General features: G+C 42.3%; 16 protein-coding genes. 6 read left to right on the top strand and 10 right to left on the bottom strand.

Annotated features, from left to right (window positions below; translation table 11 throughout):
* Positions 1-77 precede the first annotated feature (77 nt).
* The gene (locus ACTQ9T_RS08835) at positions 78-878 is read right to left on the bottom strand and encodes a lysophospholipid acyltransferase family protein (RefSeq protein ID WP_413189993.1); all 801 of its coding nucleotides are present in this window, start codon (positions 876-878) and stop codon (positions 78-80) included.
* A 323-nt stretch (positions 879-1201) separates the two neighbouring features.
* Between ACTQ9T_RS08835 and hflX the strand changes: the two genes are divergently transcribed.
* The 6 genes from hflX (at position 1202) to ACTQ9T_RS08805 (ending at position 6360) form a co-directional block, all read left to right on the top strand.
* A complete protein-coding gene (gene hflX, locus ACTQ9T_RS08830; protein ID WP_194620839.1) occupies positions 1202-2662 on the top strand; it encodes a ribosome rescue GTPase HflX in 1461 nt (486 codons plus the stop codon).
* Positions 2663-2837: 175 nt separating this feature from the next.
* The gene (locus ACTQ9T_RS08825) at positions 2838-3191 is read left to right on the top strand and encodes an IS630 transposase-related protein (protein WP_440464615.1); all 354 of its coding nucleotides are present in this window, start codon (positions 2838-2840) and stop codon (positions 3189-3191) included.
* A complete protein-coding gene (locus ACTQ9T_RS08820; protein ID WP_440464614.1) occupies positions 3142-3684 on the top strand; it encodes an IS630 family transposase in 543 nt (180 codons plus the stop codon). The genes ACTQ9T_RS08825 and ACTQ9T_RS08820 overlap by 50 nt, the downstream gene beginning before the upstream one ends.
* A 307-nt stretch (positions 3685-3991) precedes the next feature.
* The gene (locus tag ACTQ9T_RS08815; RefSeq protein ID WP_189582666.1) at positions 3992-4420 is read left to right on the top strand and encodes a CidA/LrgA family protein; all 429 of its coding nucleotides are present in this window, start codon (positions 3992-3994) and stop codon (positions 4418-4420) included.
* Positions 4421-4442: 22 nt separating this feature from the next.
* Entirely contained in the window at positions 4443-5132 is a 690-nt protein-coding gene (locus ACTQ9T_RS08810) for an LrgB family protein (RefSeq protein ID WP_010201757.1), read from the top strand.
* A 406-nt stretch (positions 5133-5538) separates the two neighbouring features.
* A complete protein-coding gene (locus tag ACTQ9T_RS08805) occupies positions 5539-6360 on the top strand; it encodes a lytic transglycosylase domain-containing protein (RefSeq protein ID WP_010201758.1) in 822 nt (273 codons plus the stop codon).
* A gap of 147 nt (positions 6361-6507) precedes the next feature.
* Here the strand turns inward: ACTQ9T_RS08805 and tsf are convergent, their stop codons facing one another.
* The 9 genes from tsf to ACTQ9T_RS08760 form a co-directional block, all read right to left on the bottom strand.
* Positions 6508-7392 carry a translation elongation factor Ts gene (gene tsf, locus ACTQ9T_RS08800; protein WP_010201759.1) on the bottom strand — a complete coding sequence of 295 codons (885 nt, stop codon included), beginning with the start codon at positions 7390-7392 and terminating at the stop codon, positions 6508-6510.
* A gap of 392 nt (positions 7393-7784) precedes the next feature.
* Positions 7785-8588, bottom strand: coding sequence for a 30S ribosomal protein S2 (gene rpsB / locus ACTQ9T_RS08795; RefSeq protein ID WP_010201760.1), 804 nt, complete (start codon positions 8586-8588; stop codon positions 7785-7787).
* Between the two features lie 449 nt (positions 8589-9037).
* The gene (locus ACTQ9T_RS08790) at positions 9038-9487 is read right to left on the bottom strand and encodes a chemotaxis protein CheX (RefSeq protein ID WP_189582673.1); all 450 of its coding nucleotides are present in this window, start codon (positions 9485-9487) and stop codon (positions 9038-9040) included.
* Positions 9488-9535: 48 nt separating this feature from the next.
* Complete coding sequence (locus ACTQ9T_RS08785; protein ID WP_189582676.1) at positions 9536-9985, bottom strand: chemotaxis protein CheX; 450 nt, start codon at positions 9983-9985, stop codon at positions 9536-9538.
* Between the two features lie 30 nt (positions 9986-10015).
* Positions 10016-10378, bottom strand: coding sequence for a response regulator (locus ACTQ9T_RS08780; protein ID WP_189582679.1), 363 nt, complete (start codon positions 10376-10378; stop codon positions 10016-10018).
* A 20-nt stretch (positions 10379-10398) separates the two neighbouring features.
* Positions 10399-12642, bottom strand: a complete 2244-nt coding sequence (locus tag ACTQ9T_RS08775; RefSeq protein WP_440464808.1) for an ATP-binding protein — start codon at positions 12640-12642, stop codon at positions 10399-10401.
* Positions 12643-12659: 17 nt separating this feature from the next.
* Positions 12660-13532: a transporter substrate-binding domain-containing protein gene (locus ACTQ9T_RS08770; RefSeq protein WP_240216482.1), complete on the bottom strand. Its 873-nt coding sequence runs from the start codon at positions 13530-13532 to the stop codon at positions 12660-12662.
* A 419-nt stretch (positions 13533-13951) separates the two neighbouring features.
* Positions 13952-15211, bottom strand: coding sequence for a multidrug effflux MFS transporter (locus ACTQ9T_RS08765; protein WP_440464807.1), 1260 nt, complete (start codon positions 15209-15211; stop codon positions 13952-13954).
* Between the two features lie 244 nt (positions 15212-15455).
* On the bottom strand, positions 15456-16268 hold the full coding sequence (locus tag ACTQ9T_RS08760) for a crotonase/enoyl-CoA hydratase family protein (protein ID WP_439292767.1): 813 nt from the start codon (positions 16266-16268) through the stop codon (positions 15456-15458).
* Positions 16269-16296: the final 28 nt, after the last annotated feature.

Here is a 16296-nt window from a genome sequence, read left to right as displayed (position 1 = left end):
CCAAAAAGGGCGCAAATCGCTAGCATTATCACTGCGATTTGCGCCCTTTTTTTGACTATTACTTCAACTGCAAATATTCAGTCTTTAGCTGGTACGTTAAGTACTCTTGAATGTAGTTCAGCCAACCCCTCTTGCATACGTAACTGCAATACATTGGTCAGCTCGCTTTTGCTACAGCCTGCTGGATCTATCGGCGCTAATGGCAATACATAAGCGGTTACGTCTTTGCTATCAAGCACTTTTTTCATGCTGTCCTTCATCGTCAGCTTGCCATAATATGGCAGTGCTTCGCTTAATGTACCGTCTTTATTGACATAAGCGATAACGATGGGGCGAACCGGAACGTCTGCTTCTATCGCTGCTTGTAGCAATGTCCCATGAATACGTTTGATTTTTTTACCATCGGTAGTCGTCGCTTCTGGGAAAAATATCACCGAAAATCCTTTTGCTAAAAAGCTAGCAATCTGCGCTGCCACCGAGCCTGCATCACCGGAACCACGCTCAATAAATACCGTACCTGCCGCATGAGCCAGCTTGCCAAATACTGGCCACTCACCGATTTCGGCTTTGGATAAGAAAAAGGCAGGACTCACCGTGCCCACGACCGGAATATCCATCCATGACACATGATTGGATACCCATAGACCATGATGCTGTTGCACTGGCTCAACTTCAACGACCTTTACCCCAAAGGAGCCTGCCATCTTACGACAAAATACTTGAATGTAGCGTGGCAGTTTTTCGCGTGGTGGCTGCTTAAATGCGCCAATACGCTGAGCAGCCCTAAGACCACCAGCGATCGTCGTGGTCATTCCCGCGATTTGTTTACCGCGACCCCATTGTTGTTTGAGTGAAAAGCCTGACTTAGCTTGGCTCATCTTCGTCCCTCATGATTGAATGTTTGGTTTTTAGATAGTTAAAAAAACGAGCTAAGTATAACAAAGTTCTGTCACTCAGTGATAGCTTGTTCACTCAGTGAGTGTTTACTTTTATACAAATGGGTAATGAAGCAGATTTATAGAAAATCAGCCACCATAAATGCTGTAACATAAAATCATCGCTAATTATGCCAATACCCTTTAATATCAAGTGATAAGACCATATATAGACAACCATCTGAACGTTATATCAAAGCTTACTGAATCAAAGCTTACTAAATTGATAATAGCGATTTATTTACTTTATTAATAGGTGATACTCTTTGGATTATTTTGAAAGACATGAAGGTGGCGAACGCGCCATTATAGTACATTTAGACATCCGCCAAATTCAAGATCCTGACGATCTAGGTGAATTTGAGCTATTAGCAGACTCAGCAGGGGCTGATCGTTTGGCGTTGGTCACAGGCTCACGCCAAAGACCCGATGCCAAATACTTCGTCGGTAGCGGCAAAGCAGCAGAAATAGCAGAATTGGTGCGCGAGCATGACGCTGATATCGTCCTTTTTAACCACAGCTTATCGCCATCTCAAGAGCGTAATATCGAAGCCTTGGTGCAATGTCGCGTACTGGATCGTACTGGTCTGATTTTGGACATTTTTGCACAGCGTGCGCGTACCTATGAAGGTAAGCTACAAGTAGAGCTGGCGCAGCTGAACCATTTATCGACACGTTTGGTACGTGGTTGGACGCATTTGGAACGTCAAAAAGGTGGTATCGGTCTGCGCGGACCCGGTGAAACCCAACTTGAGACCGATCGTCGCTTATTACAGACTCGTGTGAATCAGCTAAAAAGCAAACTGGAAAAAGTGCGCCAAACACGCGCTCAAGGTCGAGCACGTCGGCAAAAATCAGACGTGCCGACTATTTCACTCGTCGGTTATACCAATGCGGGTAAATCCACATTGTTTAATCGCTTAGTCGATGAAAACATCTATGCGGCGGACAAATTATTTGCCACGCTCGATCCAACTTTGCGCCGTTTAGACTGGCAGGGTGTTGGGCGCGTGGTCTTGGTCGACACGGTTGGTTTCGTCCGTCATCTACCGCATGAGCTAGTCGAGTCTTTTCATGCAACGTTAGAAGAGACATTAGAGGCCGATTTATTGCTACACGTCATCGACTCTTCTAGTGAAGATATGCACGAGCAAATTCAAGCAGTCAAAGATGTACTGGCAGAGATTGACAATGATGTGCCGGTACTCAATGTCTACAATAAGATTGATTTGACGGATGAGCCCGCTCATATTGGTTATGCTAGCGAAGGTCAACCCAACCGTGTCTATGTTTCCTCTAGAGAGAACCTAGGCATGGAAGGGTTGTCACTTGCTGTGCAACAGCTGCTAACTGGTGCTTTAACAACCTTTGATTTGACTCTTCCTTATAATGCAGGTCAATTCAAAAGTACCTTGTATGAGCTGGGCGTCATTTTAGAAGAAAGCTACGATGATACAGGTCATGAATGCTTGACCATTCGTTTGCCAAGTGACAGACTCAGACAGCTCCTTGGTCAAGCCGACTTGAATCCTCTAGATGTATTGCCATTAGCACAAGCCACGCTACTGATGCCAGTCCTTGAAGAGTTCGAGCAGCCTGATGAAGATGAAGACGAAGACCAACTTATGACGAAAGCAGAAGAACAAGCTTTTGATGATTTTGATGCCCTTAACTCTGAGACGTTGAGCTCTGAGACATTGCACTCAGAAACATCAGAAGAAAAATAAGCGTAAAATTTGGGTGTATAGATTTGATTTGGATTTACAAATTCAAATAGCGTCTTCCCAAAGCGCTTGGCTTCTTAATTAATAGGCCTTTTCATCAGTGGTTTCTTAACATATAGTCAGTCTTTTATAAATAAGATACAATGCTTTTAAAATAAGCAAAGTGGCAGAAGAATCCATGACCTACTCAGCAGATTTCCGAGCGCAAGTGATTAAGAGCGTTAAAAACCAAGATATGACTATCCGTCAAGCTTGTATTTTCTATAACGTGAGCAAAACTGCATTACAACGCTGGCTGAAAAACCCAACTATCAAGCAATCTCGGAATAAGCCACCCAGTAAAATACTGAATGAAGCGCTATTAAAAGACGTTGAACAGTATCCAGACGATTATATGTACGAGCGAGCTCAACGTTTAGGCTGTAGCAAATCGGGTATTGAGATTGCCTTAAAGCGTTTGAGTATCAGTCAAAAAAAAGACCTTGGAGCATCCAAAAGCCTGTCCGATAAAAAGAGCGGCGTATCAGAGTAAGCTTAATAGGCTTACACAACAAGGCTATCCCATTGTTTATATGGATGAGAGTGGCTTTGAGGCAGAAACCATTCGTCCTTACGGCTATGCACCGATAGGTAAACCTTGTATTGATAGCTACAATTGGCAAGCTAAAAAACGTACCAATGTCATCGGTGCGCTTTATGAAAAAATGCTATTTGCGCTTGATTACTTTGAACAGAATATCAACAGCCATATATTTTATGACTGGTGCAAGTTCACTCTAATTCCAAGTCTTAAAACTAAATGCGTGATTGTCATGGATAACGCTCGGTTTCATAAAAGCAGACGTATCCAAAAATTACTGAACAGGCATGGTCATCGTATCCTTTGGCTACCACCCTATAGCCCTGATCTTAATCCCATTGAAAAGAAATGGGCACAAGCTAAGTTTCTACGCCAAGGATGGATGGAGAATAATTTGCCTAAACTGTTTCATGATATGGGCTGTATCTCTTTTATTCTGGATTGACTATAGAGTGTTAAATGATAAATGGACGGTATCAACGATATCGTCTATTTTTTTGACCTCCATTTTTTCACTATCATATGTCACTAGATTTTTCGACTAAAAACTTAGAAGATCAATAACCAGTCCTAGCGTTTTAGAGGCTTTATTAGTTGGTTTGCTCTCTATATAATCAACTTTTATATATTTAACCCATTTGGACGTTATCGACTACGTTGAAAACATAATCTAGCAAAAGCATCCCTCATTGCTATGCTCTTACCCGATTTTATGAACATACTCTCTATCTCTGACTTGGCCAGCACTGCTTATGAACTCCACTCATTCCTCGCGTATGCCCCTATGGATGGCCGTCATCCTAACGTTGGTCATGATCATTTTTGTCCGTGAATCTGCCGTTATTATCTGTCAGTGGGCGGGTATCGAAAAAGCCGCCAATATCGTCGGTTTAATCGCGATGTTCTTTATCTTGATGGCATGGCGTTTACTTAAAGGCCTGCCCAGTTGGCTTACCCAAGCCAGTAATGTCTTATTGGTCGATAGTGGCTTTGCTTTTTTGCCCGTGTCAGCTGGTGCAGGCTTGCTATTATTCGCCTTAGGTGATGAGCTGTGGGGCGTGATGCTGACCATGTTAATCAGTACGCTCATACCACTATGGGGACTGGCCATTCTTGCCAACCACTGGCTAAGCGATAGCGCAAATACCAATACTACTCATAAGCAAAAACAGCAGCCTTGAGCTGTATAACCAAGGAAATGTAATGACTTTTGATAGCGTATTGATGGCGACCCTCGCAGCGATATTATTAACCTTGACAGCACATGTCATTGCCCGCGTCTTGGCTCGTAAGCTATCGTGGTTGCCAATGGTGATTACCGCGTTGATTCTTGTTCTTTTGTTCTTGTTTATCCTGCAATGGGATTACAATAATTATTATAGCGTTGCCAAACCCGTATTTGACCATCTATTAGGCTATGTCACTGTCCTTTTAGCCGTGCCACTCGCGGCAATGAACTTCAAGGGTTTGCCAGTTAAAAAGCTGACTTTGATCGTAGCCATGGCCAGCGTCATTGGTGCATTACTACCTATGTCATTGGCTTATCTATTTTCCTTAAGCCACGACACGATACTCGCCTTTGCCACCCGTTCAGTGACCACACCCATTGGCTTGAGCATCGCCGATTTGATTAAAGCGCCACTGGCCATGGCCAACTTGATTATTATTGTCTCAGGTATAATCGGTGGCACTTTAGCGCGATTTTTGTTTCGCGGTATCGATGATGATCGTGCCAAAGGTTTGGCACTTGGCTTGGCAGCCCATGCTTTTGGCACAGTAGAAGCTTGGCAAATCAGTCACACTGCTGGTCGTTATGCTGCCTTTGGTCTGGCGGTCAATGGTTTGGTCACTGCCGTGTGGGTGCCTATTTTTATCAGTGCGTTTTCCATTTAATAGCTTTTAAAAATCCATCACTATCTTGAATAACTTTTCGTCTTTATTGATAATTTACCGTCGCAGTGAGCATATTGAAGCGTTTGTATCAGCTTAAAAACACTGAAGTAGACATGCAATCGATGCGCTTAAAAGCCTTAGCCTGTTGATTTTTTTACAAATTAAAGGCGGCTTTTGTGCTTTGTTCTGCTAATCCTATGCGCTAAAAAGTTATTATATGTTATAGTAAGCAACTATTATTTTTTGTATCTATCGCAAGTGGTTTCTTGTTAAGCGTGACCATTGCTAGGTAGCTATCTTCAATGTAGCTGTAAAATCCAGCAAACACGGTAACCGCTTTAACGCGCAACATGACGCGCCTATAGGCAAAACAATTTGCTATTATTCGATAAAAAGTGATATCTCTATGATAAGTATCTCCCCTTTGATTACCCGCTGTTTGTCTCCGCTTTTACTCAGCACCATTGCTAGTACACTTGCCCTCTCCACGCTTTCGATGACTGCTCACGCAGGCAATATGTATATCTATAAAGACAAAGGTGGACAAGTACTGCTCACCAATGTCAATCCTAGCGGCAACTTTGATAAATTCACCAAAAAAGTAAAGGTGACTTACTACAAAGACTCTAAGATGTATGATGGCAGTAATAGCAGCGGTAGTGATTATGGTAGCAGCACAGCAAGTAGTAGCGGTAGCCGCAATGCTTATGACAGTTATATTCGCGCCTCTGCCGAGCGTAATGGCGTAGATCCTGCCCTCATGAAAGCCATGATGCATACGGAATCCGCATTCAATCCCAACGCGCGCTCGCCTGTAGGTGCTCAAGGCCTGATGCAGCTAATGCCAGCCACTGCCCGCCGCTTCAAAGTGAGCAACCCTTGGAATCCTGCTGACAATATCGAAGGGTCTGCTAAATATATCGCTTGGTTGATGCGTCGCTTTAATAACAACGTCGAACATGCGGTGGCCGGTTATAATGCTGGTGAAGGCAACGTCGATAAATATGGTGGCATCCCACCGTTTAAAGAAACCCGCAACTACGTCAAAAGTGTGATGAGCCGCTATCACAGCTTATATAAAAATGACTCAGGTCTGTCTGGTAGTAGCATGAGCGCCAGCAACAGCAATACCACTGCTAGTAATGGCCTACAAAACGTCAGCTATGGCACTAGCAGCAATACCAATAGCGCCAGTTATGCCAATTCAGCGTATGCGGCATTACGTTAATATAACTGTTAATGATATAACTAAATCAGCAGACACAAAAAAGCCCGTTAATAAATAACGGGCTTTTTTATGCTTGATTGCTTCTTATGTCAAACAATCTATAAGTACTGAGCAAAAACAAACTCAGTACTTACTGCATTTTAAAACTTACTTATTAGCTAGTGCTTGAGTTGCAGCAACTTCAGCAGCGAAATCTTCTTGCTTCTTCTCAATGCCTTCACCAACTTCTAGACGTTTGAAGCCAAGTACTTTTACGCCTTCAGCTTTCAATACGTCACCAACTTTTTTCTCGTTGTCCATGACGTATGGCTGACGCAATAACGTTACTTCGTCTAGGTACTTACGTAGGCCACCTTCGATCATTTTTTCAACGATATTGTCAGGCTTGCCAGATTCTTTTGCTTTGGCTTCGATGATGTCTTTTTCGCGCGCTAGTACGTCAGCAGCGACGTCTTCGTCATCTACTGCAACTGGGTTGAACGCAGCGATATGCATGGCAAGGTTTTTGCCAGTGTCTGCACTGCCGCCTTCATAAGATACCACTACGCCGATACGTAGACCATGACGGTATGCAGCAATGTTAGCGCCTTCAAGTACTTCAACACGGCGGATTTGGATGTTTTCACCGATTTTTTGTACTAAAGATACACGTGCTTCTTCAACGGTTTGACCATCGCCATAAGGCAATTCAGAGATAGCAGCAACGTCAGTCACGTTGTTCTCTAGAGCAATGCTAGCCACTTTTTCTGCAAATGCATTGAAGCTGTCATCTTTTGCAACGAAATCAGTCTGGCAGTTAACTTCTAGCAAGAATGCTTTGTTGTCGCCTTGAGCGATGATGATAGCGCCGTCAGCTGCGATGTTACCCGCTTTTTTAGCGGCTTTGGCTTGACCAGATTTACGTAGGTTATCAATGGCAGTTTCGACATCGCCGTTTGACTCTTCCAACGCTTTTTTACATTCCATCATGCCAAGACCAGTACGGTCACGCAATTCTTTTACCATTTTGGCAGATACTTTTACTTCTGACATAAGAGTTACCTTTTATATTGTTATGTATGGGAGTGCTTAACTTCTATTCAATATTTTCATACTATCTATATTATAGAAACTATCTATAGGTACTATACTTTATAAGTACTATATTGCTCTTGTAGTGATGATTGCTATTGTGATGAAAGTACTCATCGTTGCTTGTGATAGCAGAAGTCGTTGTGATAACAGATCTTGTGTATCATGAGGGCAACTATAAGCGATAATACTCGCCTATTAACAAACAGTCCATCAACAATAAGGCATGACGAGTAAAACTACATCATGCCTATTGTGAGCTTATACGTATACGCTGTTAATACCTTTATATGGATGCTGAAAGCATAACTATCAATACATCCTTACAAAGGTAAACCTTTTAGGTCAGCTATTTATTCTGCTGGAGTTGCTGCTTCTTCAGTAGCCGCTTCAGCTGGTGCTGCTTCAGTAGCTGCAACAGGTGCTTCTTGCTCAGCTTTGCCGCCTGCTTGAGTCTGTGCGTATTCTTTACCAGCAATGATCGCATCAGCCATAGAAGTTACATACAAAGTCACTGCACGGATAGCATCATCGTTTGCTGGGATGATGTAATCAACGTTATCTGGGTTTGAGTTGGTATCAACGATACCGATAACTGGGATACCTAGATTTTTGGCTTCTTTGATAGCAATCGCTTCATGATCTACGTCTACAACGAAGATTGCGTCAGGTAGGCCGCCCATGTCTTTGATACCGCCTAGTGAACGCTCAAGTTTTTCCATGTCGCGAGTACGCTCTAACGCTTCACGCTTAGTAAGCTTAGCGAAAGTACCGTCTTCTGCTTGTTTTTCTAGCTCTTTTAGACGGTTGATTGACTGGCGAAGTGTTTTCCAGTTAGTCAACATACCACCTAACCAGCGATGGTCAACGTATGGCATGCCAGCACGGGCAGCTTGTTCACGGATGATACCGCTAGCAGCGCGTTTAGTACCAACGAACAATACTTTGTTTTTCTTAGCAGCTAAGCCGTTTACGTAAGTCAATGCTTCGTTAAACGCTTTTACAGTGTGCTCTAAGTTGATGATGTGAATCTTGTTACGTGCACCAAAGATGTATGGTCCCATTTTTGGGTTCCAAAAACGTGTTTGGTGACCAAAGTGAGCGCCGGCTTGTAGTAAGTCGCGCATTTCGATTTTGGTTGGATTCTTTGTAGCCATGTGAAATTCCTAGTGGTTGGGTTATGCCTCCACATCACAAAAACTGCCTATCTAGCGACACGCATCTGCTGAGGGTCAATGCTTATGAATACCGCATTAACTTTTTGCAAATTAATCAAGTCGCCAAACACCCAGCAATTTTTTGCCATGATGTGTGTGTCATTGGTTGATGGGTTGGTTTAAAAAATGAGCTATGATTTGAACTTAGCGATAAACACTAAATTATAAAATAGCTGCGCTGTATTTTATCATAAAAGTACAGCTTACTGCTAGCGCTATTATCATGAGCCGCACAAGCTAAATATCAAATAAATGAACAAGCTATGGGACAAACCTTTGGATAAAAACCATAAAAAAAACGACGCTTTAACGTCGTTTTTTCGCTGATTACTATCATTGGATCCACAGACAGCTACGTTCAGTGCCATGCTCAAAGGATCAGACACGCTCTAAGCGATACAAATACCAATCACCGCTTCGTAACCGCGCCAAGTAAATGGAGTCACATAGCTTTGGCGGTCTTTTGGTAAATAAGCGATGCTTGGCGCGCCCTCAATAATCTTAGGCGGTGAGATAATAAAATCTGAGCCAAACTCCGTACGTGCATTACCCGAGATGGTATTGGTCATCTCACCCAACAAGTCTTTCATCATCGTAATCGATGAATCTGGCTCGCCCATCACTTTTATGACTTCTCGCAACATTACGCTTGGCGCGCTCACATAGACGCAGCCTTCGATAGGTCCAGATATTTTAATGATGCCGCTATAATCATAACCAACGGCACTTTTATTACTGTTCAAATATGGCGTATCAATCGCCACTGGCGTATCATCAATCTGCGCAAAGAATGCGCTGATTGAGCTTAAAAAGACGCCTAATTTTTCTACTTTAACCATAATAGTGTATTGTCCATAGCTAACATCGATGATGTGTGGGTGCTTAGTTTAATCTTGCAAACAAACCACAATTTCACCGACTTGACCGCGCCAAGTAACAGGAATGATAAAAGAGCGCTCATCGTGCGGCAACACAATACTTTGCGGTGCGCCTTTAAAAACAAACGGCACAGAAATATGAAACTCTGAACCAAACTCTTTACGCGCATTACCCGCGATCGTATTGGCAACTTCACCAGCCAAATCGATGTAGTTTTCATCGCTTTTATCCGTTTCACCCATGCTGTCCAATATTGAAGACAGTAAATCACGGGTTGCCGAAAAATATACCACGCCTTTTTGTACCCCTGATATACCAATGACACCGGTATAGTCGTAGACTTTTGGCTGTTGATTTTCCAGCAAATAAGGCGTATCAACGATAAGTGATTCACTACCGAACTGATCAAAATAGTTGGTGATGATATTTAAAAAAATATGTAAATGTTGTTCTTTCATAATGACATCTGCTTAAATCGTTGGCTGAAGTTAGTCTTGCATAAGCTCATGTAAAGCTTCGACAAGCTCTTCTTCTGAAAAAGGCTTACATAAAAATCCACTTGCACCCAACGATAATGCTTCAATACCAGTCGATTTATCAGATAAGGCTGACACCACTAAAATACGAACTTCAGGATCGATCGCAATTATTTTTTCGATACACTCTAGACCGTCCATTTGTGGCATGGTCAAATCCATAGTAATGACATCAGGACGATGCACATTAAATTTCTCAATAGCTTGCACACCGCTGGTCGCCGTAGCCACCAACATAAACTCTCCTGAATCGTACGCACGCTGGATTCGGTTTCGAATGATATTAGAATCATCAACAATCATTAATTTATACATAACGTCTTTCTTATCCTCAATTAAGCTTTAGGCAAGGTAATGGTAAAGCGAGTCATTTTACCAAGCTCACTATTGACGTTGAGCTTACCGTCATACTCTTTTACTTGTGCTTTGATAATATCCAAGCCAACACCGCGACCACCATCTTCATCAGCGTGTTCTTTGGTCGAGAACCCCGACATAAACAGCTGCTTTAATAGCTCACCCTGACTCATTTGAGCAGTAGCTTCTGCATCAAAGCGACCTTTGGCGATGAGTTTTTGGCGAATGCTGTCGTAATCGATACCCTGTCCGTCGTCCTGCAAAGTGATAATGAGATCGCGGCTATCACTCTGTATTTCTAGATCAATAGTACCAACGGCTGGTTTGTCAGCTGACTGACGTACCGCAGGCGTCTCAATACCATGTACCACAGCATTGCGTAATAGCTGAATACTTATTTCTTTGACGACATTTTTAAGATGGGCTGGTATCGCCGTGTGCGCTAACGTCTGACTGCTCAACTGCACTTGCTTACCTTGTCTTGCCGCGATGTCTTGCGCAAAACTTTGATAATAAGACAACTGATCATCATCCGACTCATCACTCAAATCAATATCATTACCACTTGCCACAGGCATGCTCATGGCTGACTGATACGTTGATTGATGCGTTGATTGGTTTTCGCTAGCGGCTGGTGTCTTAATATTTGATGCAGGCGTGGCTGATGATGCTACCGATTGGGTCGCATGAGTATTGTTTGTTGCACTGACACTTTTTGGCGTGGCTTGGTTAATACGCTCACCCAATGTTTCGATGGTATTAGATAGGCTGAGCAAATCATCTAAATGCACTGCTAACGGCAAGAAGTTATTACCCGATAATTTGCCTTGATTTTGCAACGCATCCAGCTTGTCTTCCGCATCGGATGCAATCTTAGTAAAGCTGTGCAATTTCAGCGCAGAAGCTTCACCTTTTAAGCTATGCATTTCACGATAGATGGCTTTTAATTTACCTTCGAGCTCAAATTGTGAGCTACCTGGGTTTTTCAAAATGTTATTCATCTTGTCGATGTGCGCTTTGGTATTGGTAATAAATTCGTTAATGATTTTTGGATTGACGTTTAAGATGGTTGTTAACATCTCAATCTGCATGTCATTTTGTGAACGCTCTTTTTCTAGGCGCTGTTCTAAATATACGGCGTCTGAGACGTCATTGACGTTGACGAGAATACGAGCGATATCTTTATTTTCATAAACCCGCGAAAACTTGAAGTCTAAATAACGACTGTCGGCACCATCTGCTCCGTGAGCATTGTGCAACATGACTTTGTTCAGTGGGTTTAAAGAATCGACCAGCTTTTCTTTCACACGCGGATTATATAGCTGCTCAATGAATTGGCGAGTGGTATTTAGGTCTTTATCAGAAATACGACCACGCAAGACATTGGTAAAGTTTTCTCCTGCTAAGGTATCAGCACCGATAATGTTGGTCAGTGCGCGAGAATGCTGCTGACCGATATTCAAATCTTTGTCTAGCAAGAAGAGACCCGTATTCACCGTCTCCATAATTTCTTGGGTTTCACGACGAGCGGCCAAAGCTTCTGCATCGGTATCACGCAGACGACGAACGAAGAAGAAAACGAAAATCAAGAAGTAAGCAAAGATAGCTGCAACACCCAATACCTGAATTAAACGGATGGTGTCGGCTTGGCGCTCAGCGTTGATAAACACTTCATCAGTGAGTTCATCTAACGATTCGTTAATAAACAAACTAGAGGTTTTAGCCTGCTCAACCGCTTGAATCAACTCATCAGAAGAATCAACCATGATGTTATCAGCATCTTTGAGATAGCTTTGAATCTTTGGCTCTAAAAGCTGCCACTGCTCATTGGCGGCAGAAATTTTGGCTTGCGAATTTTCATTAATCTTTGGTAGCGTGTAGTCATTACCATCAAGATCTGTAACCTGTCCACCCTGCCCAATCGCCGCAATTGAGTTGGTAATAAGCGCAGTGTTTTGTTCCAAACGCTCTAAAACTCGTTGAATATGCGGAGAGTTGGTGTCTTCACCATAGCTGCTATCTAAGTCAAATAAATCTTTGATCACCGCTTGAGCGCTATTAGCGACTTGGTTGGTTTGGTCGATTAAAGCTGTATTTCTTTCTAATAAACTTGAGGTGTAAAAGGTAAAGGCCAGCAAAGCACCGATTAGAGATAAAAACAGTGCAATTGAAACAATCAGACCTTGATAGCGTTTATTGTCAACGTTAGATGTGGTTGCCATCTTCAGAATTCCTTAGTTCAATTGTTAGTAGTGTCAGAGGTTTCATTATCAGTAGGTTCGGCTTTCCCTAACCAGCGCTCTTCAATGTTTTTAAATACTCCTTTCTCTTTAAGCTTGATAATACCTTCGTTCACGGTCTTAATGAGCTTAGTATTTTCTTTTGCCATTAACACTACTTGCTGTGCTGAAGGCGCATCTGCAGCTTCATAAGGAACAATCGTAACTTTATGCTCTGGATAACCTTTTATAATATGTTGTAAGACTGGCATGTCATATAAAAAAACATCAGTATCACCTTGTACCAAATCTTGATACGCTAAAAAAGCAGTAGACCTTGAAATCAGCTCAACCGAATCACCCATTTCTTTTAGAGTATCTTCTTCTTTAGAACCCTCTAACGTACCTGTCTTCAAACCTTTGATATCATCTAGACCTTTAATATCGAATTTACCTTCCAAATACATAATAGTCGCTGGATTGAAAAAATAAGGCTCTGATAAACCATACCTTACTGCTCGATCATCTTTATAAGAAATACCCGAGATAGCTAGATCACGCTTTCCTGACTCCACACTATCGAACATATCTTGCCAAGTTTCTTTATAGAATTCGACTTTGAACCCCTGCTCTTCTCCGATGGCACGAATAGAATCAACATCAGTGCCTTGCATGTTTCCATAGTCATCTTGGAAAGAGAAAGGTGGTAAGTCACCGGTCATCGCAACTTTTAAGGTTGGCGCAGTATCAGGCAGTTTACTGACAAACTCATCTTTACTTTCTGCTGCTATCGCCTTGCCAGTCGAGTTGGCGCTCTCTTGTGTAGAAGAATTACCACATCCGAATAAGCCAACACTTAATACAATCGGTAACATCCGATATATTTGCTTCATATCCCATCCTTAAAGTTTAAGGTTTTTCTAAATTTTAGTGAATAACAATCTAGCAAGGTCGAATAATCATTGAATAATATTTGCTTACAGAAAGTTACTTAGGATGATAATTGAGCAACTCTGTGATTGCAATAATTATGTTTAGAGAATACATACAAATTGTTATATATAGCAAAGATTGCATATATTATTATTAAACATAAGTATATTTTTTATGCTTTTTCGTATTTTACGACTTAATAATAAGCATTATTTTAATTTTACAACGGATATTTGTTTATTTAAAAAAATAAAAATGTATATACATTTTTTAGTACAAAGCACACAAAAAAGCACTCACAACGCCTTTGACGCTTGAGTGCTTTTTAATAAGTAAGTGAGGAGTGATTTAATTGATCATTTAATGACTCTTTTGGGGATTATTCGGCATCATCAAGATTTAAATTGCGATCTATCTGCCAAATCAAAAAGCAACCGAGACTCATTAAAGAAAACATGGCAATACCGATTTTAAGTACTGGATTGACCGGAAATAGATTCAACAATAAACCGCCAAAAATACCCACTGAGAACATAAGCGAACCTTGCAATGCACTTGCCATACCTGCGCGGCGTTTTTGGAAGGCTAAAGCAATCGCAGAGGCATTCGGCTGCGTCAAACCAAGACCCGCAATACAAAAGAAAATACAGACCAATACTAGTGGTAGCCACGCATCAGTACCCAAAAACAGACCTATCACGAATAGCACGCCTGCAGAAATAACCTGCATCATCGCACCAAAACGCAGAATACTCAGGATACGAAAGCGATTGGTGAGCCATTGGTTCAGCTGCGTTAAAGCGACAAAACCAGCCGCATTCATGCCAAAAAGCCAGCCAAAATGGGTCGCCGATACCCCATATGTATCCATGATCAATTCAGAAGCTGAGCTGATATAAACAAACATCGCACCCATCAACAGACCGCCACCAATCGCAGGATAATTAAAGGTGCGATCTTTCAGTAAGTCCCAGTATTGACTCAGGACTTCTTTGGCAGGACGCACATTACGGTTTTCTTCAGTCAGTGTTTCAAAAAAGAAAAATTTGGTAAGTAATAAGTTGAGCGTGCCAAAAGCCGCTAAAAACCAAAAAATAGAGTGCCATGTAAAAAAACGCAAAAATACCGCACCAAGTGATGGCGCTAATATCGGCGCTAAACCCATCACCAATATCATGATAGAAAAGGCTTTGGCAGTTTGTTTGGCTGTTAGGCGATCGCGAATCGCGGCACGGGTAACCACAGCCCCCACGCAAGCACCCAGTGCCTGAAGGGTGCGTCCCACAAACAATACATATTCATCGTTCGTGGTTGCACAGATGATTGATGCGATGACATACAATGTCATACCTATATATAGAGGTTTGACGCGACCAACACGATCACTAAACGGACCATAAAACAGCTGACCAAACACCAAGCCCAAAAAATACGCTGGCACAGAATTGGCCATAAAAGCAGTGGATACACCAAAGTCATCTGCCATCGATGGTAATGCTGGCAAATACATATCAATAGACAGCGGCCCTACTGCCACTATGAGTCCGAGCATCATGATCCATGCTACAGGCAAATCGGCAGAGCGCACTCGTTCAGAGGCAAGTGGTTTATTGGGCAAAGAAGGCTTTGGAGCAGACATAGTGAGACCGTTTTGTATAATGGTTATTATTTTATTATTCAGGCTTTGCGTGTGGCCAGTTTTTATTCAGGATAAAGGTATTCAAAATAAAAAACTGGCAGCAAATCAATAATGCATATTTATGTACAGATACACAAGCAGACAGTGTTATATCTTACTGTCTGCTTGTATTTCAATAGCCATATGATGTTAATAAAACAAACACTAACAACAAAAACAACCTTTCACGAAGTACCTAATATTTCTAACGGAATTGGCGCTTGGCAAATGCAGTGCTGGCTTGCTTGGCTTTTCTGAGCGCAAGCTTACGGTTGCGACCTAACATCATCTTTAGCTGCCAGACTTTTTCTTGATATAACGTCAACGCTGATTGTTCGTACATCGCATTGATGACACGCTTACTGGCCAGTACGGCATCTGGTGAGCGCTCTGCAAATTCAGCAGCAAGCTGTTGTGCTTGTGCTAAGGGTGTCTCGCTACAATGACTGACGAGACCTAACTCTTTGCCTTCGGTTGCATCAATCGTACGGGCACTCATCGCTAGCTCTTTTAAGACATCGACGCGAACCACGCCCAATGCCGACTGGGTCAATCCCATATCAGGCACGAGCCCCCACTTGGCTTCCATAATAGACAAGTTACAATCAGGATGACTGATGCGCACATCACACGCCAGCGCCAGTTGTAGCCCTGCACCAATACAATACCCTTCTAGTACCGCAACCACAGGGACAGGCACATCACGCCAAACCAAGCAGACGCGCTGAAAGAGGCTCTGCCAAGGTTTCATTAACTCCCAAAGTGCAAAAGCTTTGTTTTTTGGATGGTTTAAGTCGCTCAAATCGATACCTGCACAAAACGTATCTCCAGCACCATTCAAAATCACCGCACGTATCGTTTTATCTTTGCTAATGCGCCCTGCTACTTTGATCAACTCATCTATCATCTGAAAACTCATGGCATTCTTTTTTTCAGGACGGTTTAAAGTAACGGTTAAAATATGGTCAGTCACACTCACTTGTAACGTTTTATACTGGTACGTGGCAATCGCGTTCATAACAATCCTTATTAATAAATAAAATAAA

The organism is Psychrobacter sp. ASPA161_6 (assembly GCF_051970285.1).
Lineage (GTDB): Bacteria > Pseudomonadota > Gammaproteobacteria > Pseudomonadales > Moraxellaceae > Psychrobacter > Psychrobacter glaciei.
The sequence above is the reverse complement of the archived record's forward strand: the minus strand, read 5'-3'. Positions and strand labels throughout refer to the sequence as shown.